Raw genomic sequence first — 19,352 nt, 5'->3', positions numbered from 1 at the left:
AGAATCAGGCGTCGCCTTCTTCTTCTTCCTCTTCCCCGGGAATCAGCACGGTGCCGTCCGGGTACACGATCGCACCGTCGCCGCTGACATCGAAGAAGCCGATCTGGTGCTTGTTGGCCAGGATCTGCACCTGGCCATGGGCGTCTTCGGCCACCTCGTCGTCGAACGAGGCATAGATGATATGGGTGCCGATGCTGTAGTCGGTCACCTGCGGGCGGTCATCCTCGTCATCGGACAGCGGGCCGTCCATCGGCGGGAAATCTTCGGCCAGTTCGGTGAAGAAGGCCTGCAGCGCCGGCACCGAGACGGCGGCGTCGTCGTACTCGTGCTTCTCGTTCCATTCGGTCTGCGCGTTGTACCCCTGCAGGAACGCCTCCGCTTCGCGCGGCGCCACGGCCGGGTCGAACACCATCACGTCGTAACTCATTGGGATTACCTTGTTCCATGCAGGAATGCAGGGCGTCAGGATACTCCCCCCTGTGTGACCGCCGGCTGCTCCGGGAACAGCGCATAGCGCAGCCCCAGAACGCCCATCAGCGCTTCATCACGCGCCTTGCCGGCCTCCACCGTCTGCACCCGCTTCAGCGAGGCCTCCAGCTTGGCCTGCAGCGCGGGTGGCGCCGGCTGTGGCCGGCGCAGCGCCACCTGGGCGCGGTAATGCGCGGCCACGTCGTCCAGGATCGCCTCGATCGCCTGCATGCTCGTCGCCGGCAGCCCATGCCGTGCCCGGCGCAGCTGCAGGATGTTCAGGCCGATGCGGGCCTCGGTGAGCATGTCCACCGAGGCGATGTCGCTGCCTTCGGGGGTGGCCGCCAGGCGCGGGGCGAGCAGGCCCAGCAGGTCCAGCATGCGCGCGGCGAACTGCTGGCGGTCCTGCTGGCCACGGCCTTCGGCCGCTTCGGCCAGCGTGGTCCAGCCCTGGCGCACCAGGCGGCGGGCGGTCCATTCCGCACCCACCGAGCGGAACAGGCGGGTCATCACCACCGCAAAGCCAATGCCGATGAACATCGCCACCGACGAATTGATGAAGCTCTGGATGTTGGCGCTGTAGGTGTTCTGCACGTTGAGCAGCGCCACCAGGTTGACCGTCAACGGCAGCCCGATCAGCGCGGTCTTGGGCCGGTGCAGCAGCAGCCCCAGTGGCAGGAAGATCACCGCCAGCACCAGCGCCAGGCTGCCGAAGTCGTGCACCGCCGGGAATACGCCGAACAGGTACACCGCCGCCACCAGGCTGGCCACGATCGCCCACAGCAGGAACTGCAGCATGCTCGGCGCCGGGTCGTCCTGCGCGGCGAAGAACGCGGCGGCCACCGCGGCCATCATCGCGCCGTTGCCACCGCCTTCCCAGCCCAGCCCGATCCACAGCGCGCAGTAGGTCATCAGCGCCACGCCGGCACTGGCCGCCGAGAACAGCGCCATGCCGTAGTCCACGTGGCGGCTGGCGCCCAGGCGCTTGGCGTTGATCCTGTAGTGGGCGACGTCGAGCGGCGCGGTCCCGTTCTCGATGGCCTGGTGCAGCGTGGCGCAGTCCTGCCACAGGTCCACCAGTTCCTCCAGCCGGAGCAGCAGGGTGACCAGCAGCAGGTGGTCCAGCTCGCCATCCACCGCCGGCTTCAGCGCCAGGATGCGCGCGCGCAGCGCGGCGTACGCGCTGGCGCTGGAGCGGCCCGGCTGTTCCAGCCAGTGCGCGATGTCGTTCACCAGCGGCTCCAGCCCCGGCGGCAGCGCGCGGCCGCCGGCGCGCAGCGCGCCCAGCCGGTCGGCGATGGACGACAGCACCGGCAGCATCAGCAACATGCGTTCGCGCAGCCGCTCCATGGACACCGCTGCGCCTGCATGGCGCGGGTCATCGCGGCGCAGGAACTCGATCAGCGCCTCGAACTGCACCAGGTCGGCGGCCAGCCGGTTGCGCGGGCCATGGGCCTGGCCGCGCAGCAGGATCTGCCGGCACCATTGCGCGGCATCGTCCATCCAGTTGCCGATCCGCGCGCGCAGCATCGGCCGCGCCGAGGTCGGGAAGAACAGCGAGGCGAACAGCACCGCCACCACCGTGCCCAGGATGATTTCCTCGCTGCGCGCCACCACGGTGTCGAAGATGGTGTCCGGCGAGGTCACCGCCGGGAAGCCGATGAACGCGGTGGTGTAACCGGCCAGCAGGAACGCGTAGCCGCGCGGGCCGCGGTTGAGCAGGGCGATGAACAGGCACGCCGACAGCCACAGCGACATCGCCGCGCTCAGCAGCAGCGGGGTTTCCACCAGGTGCGGCAGCATCCACAGCGTGGCCGCGCCGGCAATGAGCGTGCCGACGATGCGGTAGACGCCCTTGGCCCGGGTCGGGCCCAGCATCGGTTGGGTGACGATGTAGACGGTGGCCATCGCCCAGTACGGGCGCGAGAGGTTGCCGGCCAGGCCGATGTAGAGCGCGGCGAGGGCGGCCAGGAAGGTTTTTACCGAGAACAGCCAGGCTTGGCGGTCGAGCAGGAGCATTGGGTTAGTGCTGCTGGGTTGTGGCGTGCCGACTGGCAGCATGCCGACTAACAGTCGGCACTACCGTCGGCACTACCGTCGGTGCGGGCGCCTGTGCCACCGCGTCGGCGTTCCAGCCGCCGCCGAGGACGAGGAACAGCTGGATCTGGTCGCGCGAGACCTGCGCCTGCTGCTGGGCGAGCGTGGCATCGGCCGACACCAGGGTGCGGTCGGCGTCCAGGCTGGACAGGTACGGGGTGCGCCCGCCCTGGTACAGCCGGCGGTTCTGCGCGGCGGCCAGCGCCGCCTGGGCCTGCGCCTGCTGCAGCGACTGCAGGCGCTGCAGGTCGTGTGCGTAGCGGCTCAGCGCGGTCTGGGTTTCGCGCAGCGCCTGCAGCACGCTGTGGTCGAACTCGGCCAGCGCCGCATCGGCCCCGGCTTCGGTGGCGTGGATGCGCGCGTGGGTGCCCGAGGACGGCAGCGTCCACGAGATCAGCGGGCCGAACGACCACTGCTGGGTCAGCGGTTCGCCGAAATCGGCGAGCAGGCCGGCCGCGCCCAGCGACGCGCCCAGGCGGATGTCCGGGTACAGCTCGGCGGTGGCCACGCCGATCCGCGCGGTGGCCGCGGCCAGCTTGCGTTCGGCCTGGCGGATGTCGGGGCGGCGCTGCAGCAGCGCGCGGCCATCGCCCACCGGCAGCGGCTGGGCCAGGGTCGGGGCGTGGTCGCACGCGTCCACGCCCTCGGGCAGCTGGCCCGGGGTGCGGCCGAGCAGGGCGGCCAGCTGGTATTCGGAGGCCTGGCGCTGCGCCTGCAGCGGCGGCAGTGCGGCTTCCAGCATCGCCACCTGCGCGTTGGCGCGGGCCAGTTCCGGCGGCGTGCCGCGCCCGGCGCTGATCAGCCGCTGGGTCACCTCGCGGCTGCGCTGCTGCAGCTGCAGGGAGTGTTCGGCCACGTGCAGTTCGTGGTTGGCGTGGCAGATCTCCACGTAGCTGCCGGCGACCTGGGCCACCAGCGAGACCCGTGCCAGGTCCATCGCCGCGGCCACCGACTGCTCATCGGCCCGCGCGGCTTCGGAGGCGCGCTTGAGCTTGCCGAACAGGTCGAACTGGTAGGACACCGCGAACTTGCCGTCGGCCAGGTTGATCGGCGGCAGCTCGTGCTCGAGCAGGAACGATTCGGCCGACAGCTGCGCGCGGCTGACCCCGGCCTCGGCTTCGTATTCGAAACCACCGGCATCCAGCGCCTGCTCGTACACGGCGGCGGCGCGGCGCAGGTTGGCATCGGCCACCTTCAGTTCAACATTGTCGCGCAGTGCCTGTTCCACCAGTCCGTTGAGCGTGGCGTCCTGGTACAGCTCCCACCAGCGTGCCGGCAGCTCGACGCCAGGGGCCACCTGCGGGTTGGCGGTGTCGATGAACGCCGCGTTGGCCTCAGGGCGCTGGAACGCCGAACCGGCCGGTACCGCGTAATCCGGGCCGACCGTGCGGCATGCGGCCAGGCTGCTGGTCAGCGCCAGGGCGAAGGCGATGCGGTGCAGGGCCGGGCGGTTCACAGGGCCGCCCGTGCCGGTTGCGCCGGCGTGGGGGTGGCGGCGTCCGGCTCGATGGTGACCGTGGCGGTGCGGCCGGCGATCAGGTTCACGCCGGTGGGAATGGTGTCGATGTGGATGCGCACCGGGATGCGCTGGGCCAGCCGCACCCAGTCGAACGCCGGGGTCACGTTCGGCAGCAGGCTGGAGCCTTCGCTGCGGTAACGATCCTCGATGCCGGCGGCGATGCTCTGCACGTGGCCCTGCAGCGGCTGCGCCTCGCCCATCAGGCGGATGTCGACCTTCTGCCCGGCATGCACGCCGCGCAGGCGGGTTTCCTCGAAGTAGCCATCCACCCGGAACGAGCCGGTATCCAGTACCGCCATCACCGGGCGGCCCGCGGTGACGTAGTCGCCGGCGCGGACGGTGCGGTCGTTGACGTGGCCGTCGCTGGGGCTGCGCACCTCGGTGCGGGCCAGGTTGAGCTTGGCCAGGTCCACCGCGGCCTGCGCGGTGGCGGTGGACGCCTGCGCGGCCTGCAGCTTGGCGCGGCGCACTTCGGCGTCCTCGGCGGCCACCAGGTCCTGCAGGCTGCGGTCGCGGGCGATCTCGCGCCGCAGCTGCTCCAGCGTGGCGCGGCGTTCGCCCAGCGTGGCCTGGGCCTGTTCCAGCGCGATCTGGTACCGCGCCCGGTCCACCACGAACAGGACCTCACCGCGCTTCACCGGCTGGTTGTCGGCCACCTTCACCGCTTCCACCAGCCCGGACACGTCCGGCGCGACCTGGACCACGTCGGCGCTGACGTGCGCATCGCGGGTCCACGGCTCGTCCATGTAGTACGGCCACAGGTGGCGCAGCACCAGCAGGGCGGCAATGACGGCAACCACGGTCAGGACGACCGGGAAGGTGTGCTTGAGGATCTTGTTCACGATTGCATCCAACGCATCAGGGAAAACAACCCGCCGAGCACGATCACGTACACGGCCAGGTTGAACAGGGCGGGGTGCCAGATGTGGCGGTAGGCGCCGGTGCGCTGCAGGACCAGGCGCAGCCCGCTCTTGAGCAGGTAGGCCAGCAGCATCAGCCCGAGCAGGGTCGGGACGAACACACCATAGAGACTGAATTCACCGTACATCGGGGCAGGAAGTTCGCAGGAAAGCGGAAAGGGGAACACCACGGCGTCGCAGGACAACACCGGGAGGTGGGGCAGGGCAGCGGCTTACGTCACGCGGTCGGACGCCTCGGCCAGCAGCTTCCAGAGCTTCAGCACGGTGCGCAGTTCCTCGGTGGTCAGCTCGCCGAACACGTCCTGGCGCAGGCCGATCAGCTGGCTCTCCAGCGCACTTACCAGCGCCTCGCCCTTGTCGGTCAGCCACAGCAGGTTGGCCCGGCGGTCGCTGGCATCGCTTTCGCGGCGCACCAGCTCGCTGGCCGACAGCTTGTCCAGCAGGCGCACCAGCGAGGGGCCTTCCATGCCCAGCTGTTGGGCCAGGGTGACCTGGCGGATACCACCGCCGGCGCGGCCGATCATCAGCAGCGGCATGGTGCAGGCGGCGGAAATGCCATAGCTGCCCAACGCCTGGTCGGCCAGGCGCTGCCATTGCCGCCCTGAGTGGAGCAGGCCGGAGCTGAGCTGCATCTGCAGCTGGGTGCGTTCGTCGAGGGAGCGTTTCATGGCAGATAGATAGGATACTACTAATTTCATTCCTATCAATACCCCCGGCCCAACCGCAGCCCAACGGCCGGGGGACGCCCGGGGGCTCTGTCGGGTACGATGCTCGCCCCCCTTCGGGTGCTGTATGTAATGAGCAAACAAGACAACGACGTGACCCCGGTGACCCAGGACGAGGCCGAATCTGCCGTGCGCACCCTGCTGCGCTGGGCGGGTGAAGATCCCACCCGTGAAGGACTGCTGGACACCCCGCGGCGCGTCGCCGAAGCCTATGGCGACTGGTTCAGCGGCTACCGCGACGACCCGCGTGCCTACATGGAACGGACCTTCGAAGAGGTTGCCGGCTACGACGAACTGATCGTGCTGCGCGACATCGAGTACGAAAGCCACTGCGAACACCACATGGCGCCGATCATCGGCCGCGTGCACGTCGGCTACCTGCCGGCCGGCAAGGTGGTGGGCATCAGCAAGCTGGCCCGCGTGGTGGAGGCCTATGCCCGCCGCTTCCAGGTCCAGGAAAAGATGACCGCGCAGATCGCCCAGTGCATCCAGGACGTGCTGCAGCCGATCGGCGTGGGCGTGGTGGTGGAAGGTGCGCACGAGTGCATGACCACCCGCGGCATCCACAAGCGCGGCGTGAGCATGGTCACCTCCAAGATGCTGGGCAGCTTCCGCGAAGACGCCCGCACCCGGGCCGAGTTCCTGCGCTTCATCGAAGTGGGCGGCAAGCGCTGAGTATGCCGCGCGCCCGGCATGAGCGTGCCGGGCCGATGCCCCTCCCGCTGCGCGGCGCCTGGCCGCGCGGCGTCTATCCGGATGTCCTGGCTGCATGAAGCACCGCGAACGCATCACCCGTTACCGCACCCTGCGCGAACAGCCCCAGTGGAAGCTGCTGGCCGCTGCCAACGCCCCGGAGATCATCGGCCTGCTGCAGAGCCTGCTGATGGACGGCGAGCGCACCCTGCCGGCGGCAGCGCTGCACGAGCGCCTGCAGCGCGCGCTGGACCAGCTCAATGGCGAAGAACTGTCGCGCGAGCTGCCGCGCACCGCCCAGGCCTACATCGCCCACTGGCTGGCCCAGGGCTGGCTGGAGCGGCGCCTGCCCGAGGGCGCCGACCAGGAGCAGTACGAACTGTCCACCCAGGCGCTGCAGGCGATCCGTTTCGCCGACAGCCTGGAGCAGACGCGCGTGGCGGCCACCGAAAGCCGGTTGGCGCTGGTCATCGAGCAGCTCTCGCAGCTGGCCGCGCAGACCGAATCCGATCCGGACGCACGCCTGTCGGCGCTGCGCGACGAGCGCGACCGCATCGACGCGGAGATCGCGCGGGTCGGCGTTGGCCGCGTGGCGACCCTGGATGGCAAGCGCGCGCTGGAGCGGGCGCGCCAGATCATCGGCCTGGCCGACGATCTCACTGAAGACTTCCGCCGTGTCCGCGACGACTTCGAACGGCTCAACCGCGAGTTCCGCGAACGCATCATCGACGACGAGAGCGAGCGCGGCGACGTGCTGTCGCGGCTGTTCGAGGGCGTGGATGTGATCGGCGACAGCGACGCCGGGCGCAGCTTCCAGGCGTTCTGGCGGCTGCTCAACGATGCCGAACAAAGCGCTCAGCTGGATGCGGCGCTGGAGACCGTGCTCGCGCGCGGCTTCGCCCGCAAGCTGGACCGCGACGAGCGCGCCTTCCTGCGCGGCTTCACCGGTACCATGCTCGACCGCGGCGGCCAGGTCCACGATGTCCTGCAGCACTTCGCGCGCAGCCTGCGCGGCTTCGTGCAGAGCCGTGGGTATCTTGAGCAGCGCCGGCTCAACCAGCTGCTCAAGCAGGCGCAGTCCGAAGCACTGGCGCTGCGCGATGAATTCACCGCCCAGCGGCCGATCGGCCGCGATCTGCAGCTGACCACCAGCCGCCTGCGCTCGTGGTCGCAGTGGAAACTGCATGACCCGCGCAGCGCCCACGTCGATGGCAGCGTGCAGCGCAACGATGCCGCCAGCATTTCGCTGGAAAGCGTCGGCGACCTGGTGGCTTCGTCGGAGATCGACTTCCGCACCCTGCGCCGCGACCTGCACGACCTGCTGGCCATCCAACCGAAGCTGAGCATTGCCCAGGCCCTGTCGCAGCGCGACGCGCCGCAGGGGTTGGGCAGCGTGATCGGCTACCTGTCGCTGGGCACGCGCCACGGCACGGTGGTGGAAGGCGAACAGGAAACCGCGCACTGGCGTGGCGGCGATGGACAGTGGCGGCGGGCACGTATCCCGTTGGTTTGGTTCACCCAGGAGAAACGCCATGAGCTGGCATGAAGATTCCAACGACGCCGCCCTGATCGACGGTGACGCACCCGACCTCGACGCAGAGCCGGTAGTGGTCACGCCGCTGCCGCGGCGGAATAACGATGTCTACTACCTGGGCGACACCGGCCGGCTGCCGCTGGATGGGCGCCGCGCGCTGTGCCAGCTGCTGATCGGCCCCAGCATCGACCAGCTGCGCCACCCCAAGCTGTGGCCGGCGCTGATCCGCAGTGAAGCGGCCATCCGCTCCTCGCTGGCCGACCTGTTCCTGGAACTGGTGCTGGACCGCGACAGTGGCGTGGCCTTCACCCGCCAGGCCGACACCGAAGACGTCGAAGCGCCGGTGCTGCTGCGCAGCTCGCCGTTGACCTTCATCGACTCGGTGCTGCTGCTGTACCTGCGCCAGCAGCTGGCCGAGGCGGACGCGCGCGGCAATCGCGCGGTCGTGGCCGACACCGAGATGGCCGAAGCGCTGGCGATCTACGAGAAGAACCTCTCCACCGACCGCGCCGGGTTCAACCGTCGCGTCGCCGCGGCGGTGCAGAAGATGAAAGAGAACCACATCCTGACCCGCCTGGCGGGCCAGGAAGACCGGCACGAAGTATCGCCCGCATTGAAGCTGCTGTTCTCCGCCGAAGACGTGTCCGCACTTTCGTCGGTGTACCGCCAGTTGCGCGAAACCCCTGCTGCCAAAGCCTGAACGGAACGACCGATAACGCATGGCCATCTCCAAGAACACTCCTGCCCTGTTCACCGAAGGGCTGCCGGACCCGCGCCAGCAGCAGTTCCGCATGCGCCGGCTGCAGGTGCACAACTGGGGCACCTTCAACGGCCTGACCGAAGTTCCGATCGCCGAGCGCGGCTTCCTGTTCGTCGGCCGTTCCGGTTCGGGCAAGTCGACCCTGCTCGATGCCATGTCGGCAATGCTGGTGCCGCCGTCGATCGTGGACTTCAACGCCGCCGCCCGCGAAGCCGAACGCAGCGGCCGCGACCGCAACCTGGTCTCCTACGTGCGTGGCGCATGGGCGGACCAGCAGGACCGGGGCACCGGCGAAATTGCCACCCAATACCTGCGCAAGGGCGCCACCTGGACCGCGCTCGTGCTGGAATACCGCGCCGGCGATGGTCGCGTGGTCAGCCTGGTGCGGCTGTTCTGGATCGCCGGCAACGGCGCGGCCGCCGCCGACGTCCGCAAGCATTACCTGATCGCCGAGCGCCCGTTCGATATCGCCAAGGACCTGGGCGGCTTTGACCTGGACCTGCGCAAGCTCAAGCAGCGCCTGGGCGATGTGCACCACTTCGACAGCTTCACCGGCTACGCCGAGCGCTTCCGGCACCTGCTGGGCATCGACAATGAAATGGCGCTGCGCCTGCTGCACAAGACCCAGTCGGCCAAGAACCTGGGCGACCTGAACGTCTTCCTGCGCGATTTCATGCTGGATACGCCGCGCACCTTCGATGCCGCCGAACGGCTGGTCAGCGACTTCGCCGAACTGGATGGCGCACACAAGTCGGTGGTTACCGCCCGCCTGCAGGTGGAAACCCTGCTGCCGGCGCGCGCGCTGCATGCCGAACTGAAGGCGATGAACCTGCAGCGTGCCGACGAGGAGACGCTGAAGCTGGGCCTGGACAGTTTCCGCGAGTCGCGCCTGCAGCTGCTGCTGGAGAAGCGGCTGCAGGAAATCGATGTGCGCAACCGCGGGCTGCAGGGTGAAGAAACCCAGCGCCGGCAGGCCCTGGCCAACCATGAGGAGCACCTGGCCGAGCTGGAGCTGCAGCGTCGCCAGCAGGGCGGCGAGCGCATCGAGGAACTCGAACGCGAACAGGGCCGAGCCCAGGCCGAACTGGACCGCCGCCAGTCCAAGCGCGAGCAGGCCCGCCAGGCCGCCGCCAGGCTGCAGAACGAACTTCCCGATGACGCCCATGGCTTCGCTGCGCTGGTTGCGCGCGCGCAGGGCGAACTCGACAACCGCCAGCAGGCCGCAGCAGCCCTGGATGACGCCATCTCCGAGCGCCAGGCTGGCAAGCAGGACGATACCCGCCGTTTCGCCGATGTCCGCGCGGAACTGGAGGCCATGGAGCGCAATCCCTCCAGCATTCCCGCGCCGCTGCAGAAGCTGCGCAGCCGGATGTCCGAAGAAACCGGCGTGCCCGAGGCCGCACTGCCGTTCGTGGGCGAGCTGATCCAGGTCCACGAGGACCAGAGTGCCTGGCAGGGTGCGATCGAGCGCGTGCTGTTCGGCTTTGCACAGTCGCTGCTGGTCGAAGACAAGCACTACAACGAGATCAACGCCTGGGTGAATCGCACCCAGCTGGGCATGCGCCTGACCTACTACCGGGTCCGCCGCAACGACGACGCGATCGCACGTTCGCCGTCCGCGCGCTCGCTGCTGCACAAGCTGGAGCTGCGCGACAGCGTGTTCGAGCCATGGCTGCGCCGCGAGCTGGGCAAGCGCTTCGACTATGAGTGCGTCGATGCCAGGCAGCTGCGCGATGTCGAACGCGGCATTTCGCGCGAAGGCCAGGTCAAGCATCCCGGCGACCGGTTCGAGAAGGATGACCGCAGCGCGATCGGCGATCGCCGTCGCTGGCTGCTGGGCTTCAACAACCAGGAAAAGCTGGCGCTGTTCCGCCGCGAAGCGCAGGAACTGGCGCAACGCATTGCCGCCTGCGACGAGGATGTCGTGCGCCTGCGCGGCCAGCGTGACCTCGACAACGAGCGTCGGATGGCCTGCCACCAGCTGGTGAACGTGGCGTGGGAGGAGGTCGACGTCGCCACCGCGCTGCAACGCCTGCAGGACATCGAAACGGCACTGCGTGAGCTGCGCGAAGGCAACACCGACCTGGCCCGCCTGGCCCAGCAGATCGACCAGGCCCGCGCGGACATCGTGCAGGCACGGCGCACCTACGAAGACACACGGGTCGAGCTCATCCAGCTCTCGCGCGAACGTGACAAGCTCGATGCCCAGCGCCAGCGCAGCCGCGCCCTGGTGCTGCCGGCGCTGGGCGCCACCCAGGAAGCCGGGCTCAAGAAGCGCCTGGATCTGCTCGGCGGGCTCAGCCTGGAAACGCTGGAAGCGCACATGCGCGAGATCAGCAAGGGCATCAACGAAAGCCTGGCCTCGTCCCAGCAGGACGTGCACCGGGTCGAGACCCAGCTGGTGGGCTGCTTCCGCCGCTTCGCGCAGGCGTGGCCGGAGGAGTCCGGTGATTTCACCGCCTCGGTGGCTTCCGCGGAGGATTACCTGGCGCGCCTGGCGCGGCTGGAACGCGACGGCCTGCCGCAGCACGAGGAGCGCTTCTTCGACCTGCTGCAGAACCAGAGCAAGAACAACCTGCTGGCCCTGCAGCGGCACAGCGCCGAAGCGCGCAAGTCGATCGGCCAGCGCCTGGACGAGGTCAATGCATCGCTGGAGCAGGTGCCGTTCAACCGCGGCACCCTGCTGACCATCGAGCTCAGCGACCGGCGCCTGCCGGAAGTGCTCGAGTTCCACCAGCACCTGCGCGAAGTGCTGTCGCATCACCAGACCGAAGAGCGCGACGTCGCCGAGACCCAGTTCGCCGTGCTGCGCGAGCTGGTCAAGCGGCTGGGCTCGCAGGAAGGCGAGGACAAGCGCTGGCGCGAGAACGTGCTCGACGTACGCCTGCATGTGGAGTTCATCGGTGTGGAACTGGACGCCGCCACCCGCCAGCAGGTCGAGATCTACCGCAGCGGCGCCGGCAAGTCCGGTGGCCAGCGCCAGAAGCTGGCCACCACCTGCCTGGCGGCGGCGCTGCGCTACCAGCTCGGCGGCGCCGACAGCCAGCTGCCCAGCTACGCCGCCGTGGTGCTGGACGAAGCGTTCGACAAGGCCGACAACGAGTTCACCGCCCTGGCGATGAACATCTTCGAGAACTTCGGCTTCCAGATGGTGGTGGCCACCCCGCTGAAATCGGTGATGACGCTGGAGCCTTTCATCGGCGGCGCCTGTTTCGTCGAGATCAGCGGCCGCCACGACTCCGGCGTGCTGTTGATCGAGTACGACGAAGAAGGCAAGCGGCTCAAGCTTCCCGAGCGCACCCGCAGCGCGGCCGGGCAGGTCGAGGACTGACCTGCCTAGCCGGCGAACGTGTCCCAGCCCATCCGGGCGATCAGCACCACCACCAGGCCCACGAACAGCTTGCGGATGAACGGCGTGCCGCCGCGCAGCGCAAGCCGGGTCCCGACCACCGAACCGACGATGTTGGCGGTGGCCATCGGGATGGCGAACAGCCACAGGATGTTGCCGGTCGGCACGAAGAACGAGATCGCGGCCACGTTGGTGGCCAGGTTGACCACCTTCGAGGCGGCCGAGGCGCGCAGGAAATCCAGCCCGAAGAAGCGCACGAACAGGAAGATCAGGAAGCTGCCGGTGCCCGGCCCGAAGAAGCCGTCGTAGAAGCCGATCACCGCGCCGATCGCCAGCGCCGTGGCAAGTTCCTTACGGCCGATCTCGCGCGGCCGGTGCAGGGCGCCGAAGTCCTTCTTCCACAGCGTGTAGCCCAGCATCGCCACCAGCAGCACCAGCACCAGCGGGCGCACCGCGTCCTTGGGCAGCAGGCTCACCGCCGTGGCCCCGGCAAACGAGAACACGAAGGCCGTGGCGGCCGCGAACAGTACCGGTCGCCAGGGGAAGCGCACATTGCGCGCGTAGCGGAATGCCGCTGCAGCGGTGCCGAACATCGAACTGAACTTGTTGGTACCAAACAGCATTGCCGGAGTGTGCTGCGGCAGCACCGTGAACAGTCCGGGCAACTGCACCAGCCCACCACCACCGACGGCGGCATCGACCAGGCCGGCGATGAAGGCGATCGCCACCAACCACAACAGTTCAGGGGGAACCAGCTCGAACACGGCAGCGCATCACGGCGGAAAGCGCGCCAGCATACGCCTCCCCGCGGCACAATACGCCCATGACCCCTCCCGATCCCTGTCCCTGCGGCCGCCCCGTCGCCTACGCCGCCTGCTGCGGCCGCTTCCACGCCGGTGACGCCGCGCCCGATGCCGAGGCGTTGATGCGCTCGCGTTACAGCGCCTACGTGAAGCAGCTGCCGGCATACCTGCTGGCCAGCTGGCACCCCGATACCCGTCCGGAAACCCTGTCGTTGGACGAGCCGGCCGGGCAGCGCACGCACTGGCTGGGCCTGACGGTGCACGAACACACCCTGCAGGATGCCGACCACGCCCAGGTGCGTTTCACCGCGCGCTACCGGATCGGCGGCGGCAGCGCGGTGAAGATGCAGGAGCACAGCCGCTTCGTGCGCCTCGATGGGCGCTGGTTCTATCTCGACGCGCTGCCCTGATCGCCTATTCAACTTGAACGGCGTAACACCGCGTACGCCGCGCCATGACATCGCGCTCACCCATGCTCGCCGATCCTTCGTGCGATGAACGCCGTCGTTGCCCCGCCTCCTACCGCCGCCACCGCTGCCACCGCATTGGCGGCCCAGTTTGCCCGGGTACGCGCCCGCAGCGTGGCCCTTGCCGCACCGCTCAGCGCCGAAGATGCGATGGTGCAGAGCATGCCCGATGCCAGCCCGAGCAAATGGCACCTGGCCCATACCACGTGGTTCTTCGAGCGCTTCGTGCTGGCGACCCAGCCGGACTACGTCGCGTTCGACGCCGATTGGCATTACCTGTTCAACAGCTACTACCAGAGCATCGGCCCGGCCCATGCGCGGCCGCAGCGCGGCCTGCTGTCGCGGCCCTCACTGGACGAGGTGCTGCGCTTCCGCAGCCTGGTCGACCAGCGCGTGCTGGCGGCGCTGCAGGCGGATGCACTGGATGAGCAGGCCACCCGCCAGCTGGTGCTCGGCCTGCACCACGAGCAGCAACACCAGGAGCTGCTGCTCACCGACATCAAGCACGCGCTGTGGAGCAACCCGCTGCAGCCGGCCTACCGCGACGACCTGCCGCGCAGCACCGGCACCGCCTCGCCGCTGGCGTGGATCCACAGCCCGGAACAGATCGTGGAGATCGGCGCGCCCGCGTGGCCGGCGCATGCCGCTTTCGCCTATGACAACGAATCGCCGGTGCACCGCGTGCTGGTGCCTGCCCATTCGCTGGCCAACCGCCCAGTCAGCAACAGCGAGTTCCGCCGCTTCGTTGAAGCCGGCGGCTACCGCGAGCCCGCCCATTGGATGAGCGAGGGCTGGAGCCTGTGCCAGCAGGAACACTGGCAGCACCCGCTGTACTGGGATGACGCACTGGCGCGCGAGTTCACCCTGGCGGGCTGGCGCGCGCTCGACCCCGATGCACCGGTCTGCCACCTCAGCTACTTCGAGGCCGACGCCTACGCCCGTTGGGCCGGTGCGCGCCTGCCCACCGAGTTCGAATGGGAATCGGCCTCCGCCGGTCAGGCGCCGCAGGGCAACTTCGCCGACAGCGGGCGCCTGCATCCGGCCGCGCCCGACCAGGGCAGCGCGCCCGATCGCCACCTCCAGCTGTTCGGCGATGTCTGGGAGTGGACCAGCAGTGCCTACGGGGCCTATCCCGGTTTCCGTACCTTCGAAGGCAACCTCGGCGAGTACAACGGCAAGTTCATGTGCGGGCAATGGGTGCTGCGTGGCGGCAGCTGCGCCACCCCGGCCGACCACATCCGTCCCAGCTACCGCAATTTCTTCGCACCGTCGGCGCGCTGGCAGTTCGCCGGACTGCGCCTGGCCAAGGATGCCGCATGAGCACTGTCAGTGATGCCCTGGATGCGTTGACCGACCTGCAGCCGGACCGCGCGCGGATCACCGCCGACATCCTGCACGGCCTGTCGCAGCGCCCGCGCCAGTTGCCTTCCAAGTATTTCTACGACGCACGCGGATCGCAGTTGTTCGAACAGATCACCCGCCAGCCCGAGTACTACCCCACGCGGACCGAGCTGCAGCTGCTGCAGCAGGTCAGCACCGAAATCGCCCGCGCCGTGGGGCCGCGCCTGCACGTGGTGGAGCTGGGCAGTGGCAGCGGGCGCAAGACCGAGCTGCTGCTGCATGCCCTGGCCGATCCGGTGGCCTACACCCCCATCGAAATCTCGCGCGCGGCGCTGCTCGACAGCGTGGCACGCCTGGCCGAAGCGCTGCCGGAGATCGAGATGCTGCCGGTCTGCGCTGACTTCACCCGCCCCGTAACGCTGCCCGAACCGCAGCGCGAACCGGCACGCCGGCTGCTGTTCTTCCCAGGTTCCACGCTTGGCAACTTCGCCCACGACGATGCCGTGGCGCTGCTCGATGCCATGCGCCAGACCATGGGGCCCACCGGGCTGGCGTTGATCGGCATCGACCTGCATAAGGACCCGGCACTGATCGAAGCGGCCTACAACGATGCGGCCGGGGTCACGGCGGCGTTCACCCTCAACCTGCTGCGCCGGCTCAACCGCGAGATCGGCAGCGACTTCGACCTGGACGGCTTCGAGCACCGCGCGCGTTACAGCGTGCCGCGGCTGCGCATTGAAACCGAGCTGGTCAGCCGTTGCGCACAGCGGGTGCACGTGGCCGGCCGCGCGTTCGATTTCGCCGACGGCGAAGCGATGACGGTGGAATACAGCCACAAGTACACCGACGCCGCCTTCGGCGCGCTGATCGCCGAGGCCGGCCTGCGCGTGCGCATGCAGTGGAATGCCGATGCCCCCGCCTTCGGCCTGCGGTTGCTGGAACGGGCCTGAACCGCATGGGTTGCCGCTATGATGCGGTAACACTTGGCTGCAGGGATTCACGCCAATGAGGTTTACCACCGTCGGCCTGCTGGGCGCGCTGTGCCTGGCCGGCACCCCGGTCGCTGCCGCGCCGCAGGACGATTTCGACCGCTGCCTGGCCACGTTGCAGCCGCAGGCGCTCAAGCAGGGCGTCAGCGCGGCCGGATTCACCCGGCTCACCGCCGGCCTCACCCCGGACCTGAGCGTGTTGCCGCTGCTGGATGCGCAGCCGGAGTTCACCACGCCCTTGTGGGATTACCTGGCCGCCCTGGTCGATACCCAGCGCGTCGACGATGGCCGCGCCCGCCTGGACCAGCACCGCGACCTGCTCGCCCGCGTATCGGCGCAGTACGGCGTGGATCCGGCCACCATCGTCGCGGTCTGGGGCGTGGAGAGCGATTACGGCCGCGTGTTCGGCAAGCGCCCGCTGCTGCAGTCGCTGGCCACGCTGTCCTGCAACGGGCGCCGCCAGCCGTTCTTCCGCGGCGAGCTGCTGGCCCTGCTCAAGCTGCTCGACGCCGGTGATCTGAGTGCCGATGGCCTGACCGGCTCCTGGGCCGGCGCCTTCGGCCACACCCAGTTCATGCCCTCCACCTATGCGCGTATCGCGGTGGACGGCGATGGCGATGGCCGCCGCGACCTGGTCGCCAGCATTCCCGACGCGCTGGCTTCCACCGCCAACTATCTCAAGCAGGCCGGCTGGCGCACCGGCCAGCCGTGGGGCATCGAAGTAAAGATCCCCGCGGGCTTCAATCCCAGCCTGGCCGGGCGCACCCAGCGCAAGCCGCTCGCGGCCTGGCGGGCATTGGGCATTGCCCCCATCGGCGGCGGCGCGCTCGCGCCTGCGGGACTGCCCGAGGATGCCAACGCCGCGCTGCTGCTGCCCACCGGTGCCCAGGGCCCGGCCTGGCTGGTGTTCCGCAATTACGACGCGATCTACGCCTACAACGCTGCGGAGAGCTATGCCCTGGCCATTGCCACCCTGGCCGACCGCCTGCGCGGCGGCCCCGGCATCGTGGCGGCCTGGCCCACCGACGATCCCGGCATTGGCCGTACTGAACGCCGCGAGCTGCAGACCCTGCTGCTGGCACGCGGCCACGATATCGGTGCCGCCGATGGCATGGTCGGCACTGCCACGCGGCGTGCCATCCAGACCGAACAGCAGGCGCTGGGCTGGCCCAATCCGGACGGCCGCGCCGGCCAACGCATCCTCACCGCGCTGCGCAGCGCACCCCCTCTACCCAAGCCCACTACCGCCATGCCCGACACCACCGCGTTCTCCCTGCCGCCCAACCACGCCCGCCTCGTGCAGTCGCCGGCTGCCTCCGGCGCCGCGCTGCCGAAGCTGGAGGGCCTGAGCATCGTCGACATCCAGGGCTTCCCGGCCTGGAAGGTGGAAACCCCGCTGGCCACTGCCGCGATCTCCGTGTTTGGCGGGCAGCTGCTGTCCTTCATTCCCAAGGGCGGCCAGGACGTGCTGTGGCTGTCGCCCACCGCGCAGGCGCTGCCCACCCCGATCCGCGGCGGCAGCCCGGTGTGCTGGCCGTACTTCGGCAAACAGGGGCAAGGCAGTGACGTGCCCTCGCATGGCTTCGTGCGCAACGTGCCATGGACCCTGCAGAGCGCGCAGCGCGAAACCGATGGCACCGTGGTGCTGACCCTCGCCCCGCCGGCGCTGGACACCCTCGACCTGCGCCTGAGCATGCAGCTGCGGATCGGCCGCACCCTCGAACAGCGCCTGGTCACCGAGAACACCGGCCGCCAGCCGGTCACCTTCACTCAGGCGCTGCACAACTACTTCAAGGTCAGCGACGCCATGCAGGTCAGCGTGTCCGGGCTGGATGGCCTGACCTACCTGGACAAGTTCGAGAACTACGCCACCCCGCGCACCCAACAGGGCGACTGGTCGCTCAACGACCCGCGTGACCCCGGCCGCAGCGACCGCATCTATACCCAGGCCGGTGGCCGCTACGTGCTGAAGGACCCGGGGCTGAAGCGCAGCATCGAGATCAGTACCCAGGGCAGTCGTTCGCTGGTGGCCTGGAACCCCGGCCAGGCAGGAGCGGCGAAGATGGCCGACGTCGGCGCCGGCTGGAAGCACTATGTGTGCCTGGAGGCGGCCAACGCCGGCCCGGACGTGGTCACCCTCGCACCGGGCGCGCGCCACAGCTTGGTGCAGACCCTCCGCGTCCTGCCCCAGTAAGCGCGGTCAGCGCTCAGGGCAGGGCGGGACCGCGCGGCCGCAAGGCGAGCAGGCATATGCCGCCGGCCACCAGGCCCCAGAAGGCAGAGCCGATCCCGCCCAGCGACAGGCCCGAGGCGGTCACCAGGAAGGTGACCAGTGCGGCCTCGCGGTCGCTTTCCTCGCGCAGGGCCATGGCCAGGCTGTTGGCGATGGTGCCGAACAAGGCGATACCGGCGACGCAGGCCACCAGTTCCTTCGGGAAGGCGGCGAATACCGCGGCCACCGTCGCGCCGAACAGGCCCACCACGATGTAGAAGGCACCGGCGGCCACGGCAGCGGTGTAACGCCGGGCCGGATCCTCATGCGCTTCGCGTCCCATGCAGATGGCCGCCGTGATCGCCGCGAGGTTGAGGCCGTAGGCGCCGAACGGGGCCAGCACCGTGTTGGCCACGCCGATCCAGCCGATGACGGGGGAAATCGGGGTGTCGTAGCCGGACGCCCGGATCACGGCGACCCCAGGAATGTTCTGCGAGGCCATGGTGACCACGAACAGGGGCAGGGCGATGCCGAACACCGCCGGCCACGACAGGGTGGGCCAGGTGAACACCGGGGTGGCCAGTTCCAGCCGCAGCTGCTCGGCATGCAGCAGGCCCTGTGCGGCGGCAACGCCCACGCCCACCAGCAGGGTGGCAATCACCGCGTAGCGGGGGAAAAGCCGGCGCCCAACCAGCCAGGTCGCGAACATCGCCAGCGCCATGCCCAGCTGCGTGCCCATGGAGACGAATACCTCCAACCCGAAGCGCAGCAGTACGCCGGCCAGCATGCCGGCGGCCAACGCCATCGGCACGCGGCGCATGACCTTGGCGAACACACCGGAGAAGCCGGCCAGCATCCCCAGCACCGCCGCCAGTACGAATGCCCCGATGGCATCGCTATAGGCCACCGCGCCGGTGCCGACCACCAGCATCGCGGCACCAGGGGTCGACCATGCAGTCACCACGGGAACGCGGTAGCGCAGCGACAGCCCGATGCAGGTCACGCCCATGCCCAGGCCCAACGCCCACATCCACGATGCGATCTGCGCCTGCGTTGCACCGACCGCCTGTGCGGCCTGGAACACGATCACCGCGGAACTGGCAAAGCCCACCAGCACCGTAATGAAGCCTGCGACCACGGCGGGCAATGAGAGATCGCGCAACAACGAACGCTTGGCAACCGCAGACATGACGCATGCTTCCCTGACGACAAGAAGCTGCATTGTTGGCAGCCCTGCGCAGCACGCGCAACGCGCGTGCTGCGCATCGCCGTTGGCGCTGTGCCCACACACGGCAGGTACCGGGCGTTTGTCGGTACGAACTGAAAAAAGCGCTTGACGAATTTCGAGAAGTCTTTAGTATTCGCTCCCTCGCTGCGACGCGGTCTTCACCCCGGTGAACACCAAGCCAAAGCGGCGGCAACATCCTTCGAAACAAGGTGTTGACGGAAACGAAAAGCCTGACATAATAGGCGGC

The 19,352-nt window shown here is 68.9% G+C and carries 16 protein-coding genes; 8 read left to right on the top strand and 8 right to left on the bottom strand.

All coding sequences use genetic code 11. The features are described from left to right. Positions 1 to 4: 4 nt before the first annotated feature. The 6 genes from AC06E7_RS06545 to AC06E7_RS06520 form a co-directional block, all read right to left on the bottom strand. Positions 5 to 427 (bottom strand): hypothetical protein, encoded by a 423-nt coding sequence (locus AC06E7_RS06545; RefSeq protein ID WP_478063661.1) that lies wholly within the window; start codon positions 425 to 427, stop codon positions 5 to 7. Positions 428 to 462: 35 nt separating this feature from the next. Beyond that, positions 463 to 2,487 carry an FUSC family protein gene (locus AC06E7_RS06540; protein WP_217537893.1) on the bottom strand — a complete coding sequence of 675 codons (2,025 nt, stop codon included), beginning with the start codon at positions 2,485 to 2,487 and terminating at the stop codon, positions 463 to 465. 4 nt (positions 2,488 to 2,491) lie between these two features. Further along, positions 2,492 to 4,021 carry an efflux transporter outer membrane subunit gene (locus AC06E7_RS06535; protein WP_478063659.1) on the bottom strand — a complete coding sequence of 510 codons (1,530 nt, stop codon included), beginning with the start codon at positions 4,019 to 4,021 and terminating at the stop codon, positions 2,492 to 2,494. After that, the gene (locus AC06E7_RS06530) at positions 4,018 to 4,926 is read right to left on the bottom strand and encodes an efflux RND transporter periplasmic adaptor subunit (protein WP_478063657.1); all 909 of its coding nucleotides are present in this window, start codon (positions 4,924 to 4,926) and stop codon (positions 4,018 to 4,020) included. Before AC06E7_RS06530 ends, AC06E7_RS06535 begins: the two co-directional genes overlap by 4 nt. After that, a complete protein-coding gene (locus tag AC06E7_RS06525) occupies positions 4,923 to 5,132 on the bottom strand; it encodes a DUF1656 domain-containing protein (protein ID WP_017354740.1) in 210 nt (69 codons plus the stop codon). The genes AC06E7_RS06530 and AC06E7_RS06525 overlap by 4 nt, the downstream gene beginning before the upstream one ends. Positions 5,133 to 5,216: 84 nt before the next feature. Next, entirely contained in the window at positions 5,217 to 5,672 is a 456-nt protein-coding gene (locus AC06E7_RS06520) for a MarR family winged helix-turn-helix transcriptional regulator (RefSeq protein ID WP_068847958.1), read from the bottom strand. 129 nt (positions 5,673 to 5,801) lie between these two features. Between AC06E7_RS06520 and folE the strand changes: the two genes are divergently transcribed. The 4 genes from folE to AC06E7_RS06500 all read left to right on the top strand — a co-directional run bounded on the left by folE (position 5,802) and on the right by AC06E7_RS06500 (position 12,047). Next, the gene (gene folE / locus AC06E7_RS06515; protein WP_068847956.1) at positions 5,802 to 6,404 is read left to right on the top strand and encodes a GTP cyclohydrolase I FolE; all 603 of its coding nucleotides are present in this window, start codon (positions 5,802 to 5,804) and stop codon (positions 6,402 to 6,404) included. Positions 6,405 to 6,498: 94 nt separating this feature from the next. After that, a complete protein-coding gene (locus tag AC06E7_RS06510) occupies positions 6,499 to 7,968 on the top strand; it encodes a DUF3375 domain-containing protein (RefSeq protein WP_068847954.1) in 1,470 nt (489 codons plus the stop codon). Then, positions 7,955 to 8,656: a DUF4194 domain-containing protein gene (locus AC06E7_RS06505; protein WP_093535508.1), complete on the top strand. Its 702-nt coding sequence runs from the start codon at positions 7,955 to 7,957 to the stop codon at positions 8,654 to 8,656. Before AC06E7_RS06510 ends, AC06E7_RS06505 begins: the two co-directional genes overlap by 14 nt. A gap of 19 nt (positions 8,657 to 8,675) precedes the next feature. Then, on the top strand, positions 8,676 to 12,047 hold the full coding sequence (locus tag AC06E7_RS06500) for an ATP-binding protein (protein ID WP_478063653.1): 3,372 nt from the start codon (positions 8,676 to 8,678) through the stop codon (positions 12,045 to 12,047). A gap of 5 nt (positions 12,048 to 12,052) precedes the next feature. On the opposite strand, the gene AC06E7_RS06495 is transcribed toward AC06E7_RS06500, so the two are convergent. Next, positions 12,053 to 12,829: a sulfite exporter TauE/SafE family protein gene (locus tag AC06E7_RS06495; RefSeq protein ID WP_068847948.1), complete on the bottom strand. Its 777-nt coding sequence runs from the start codon at positions 12,827 to 12,829 to the stop codon at positions 12,053 to 12,055. A gap of 59 nt (positions 12,830 to 12,888) precedes the next feature. Here AC06E7_RS06495 and AC06E7_RS06490 point away from each other — a divergent pair, with 59 nt between their 5' ends. From AC06E7_RS06490 to AC06E7_RS06475, 4 genes are all read left to right on the top strand, one after another. After that, complete coding sequence (locus AC06E7_RS06490; protein ID WP_478063651.1) at positions 12,889 to 13,278, top strand: YchJ family metal-binding protein; 390 nt, start codon at positions 12,889 to 12,891, stop codon at positions 13,276 to 13,278. A gap of 84 nt (positions 13,279 to 13,362) precedes the next feature. After that, positions 13,363 to 14,655, top strand: coding sequence for an ergothioneine biosynthesis protein EgtB (gene egtB, locus AC06E7_RS06485; RefSeq protein ID WP_478063650.1), 1,293 nt, complete (start codon positions 13,363 to 13,365; stop codon positions 14,653 to 14,655). Beyond that, a complete protein-coding gene (gene egtD, locus AC06E7_RS06480) occupies positions 14,652 to 15,626 on the top strand; it encodes an L-histidine N(alpha)-methyltransferase (protein ID WP_478063648.1) in 975 nt (324 codons plus the stop codon). The genes egtB and egtD overlap by 4 nt, the downstream gene beginning before the upstream one ends. Before the next feature lie 55 nt (positions 15,627 to 15,681). Continuing rightward, the gene (locus AC06E7_RS06475) at positions 15,682 to 17,859 is read left to right on the top strand and encodes a lytic murein transglycosylase (protein WP_478063646.1); all 2,178 of its coding nucleotides are present in this window, start codon (positions 15,682 to 15,684) and stop codon (positions 17,857 to 17,859) included. Between the two features lie 13 nt (positions 17,860 to 17,872). On the opposite strand, the gene AC06E7_RS06470 is transcribed toward AC06E7_RS06475, so the two are convergent. After that, complete coding sequence (locus tag AC06E7_RS06470) at positions 17,873 to 19,066, bottom strand: benzoate/H(+) symporter BenE family transporter (protein ID WP_478063644.1); 1,194 nt, start codon at positions 19,064 to 19,066, stop codon at positions 17,873 to 17,875. Between the last annotated feature and the right edge of the window lie 286 nt (positions 19,067 to 19,352).

The organism is Stenotrophomonas sp. Steno-Z4 (genome assembly GCF_056393145.1).
The sequence above is the reverse complement of the archived record's forward strand: the minus strand, read 5'-3'. Positions and strand labels throughout refer to the sequence as shown.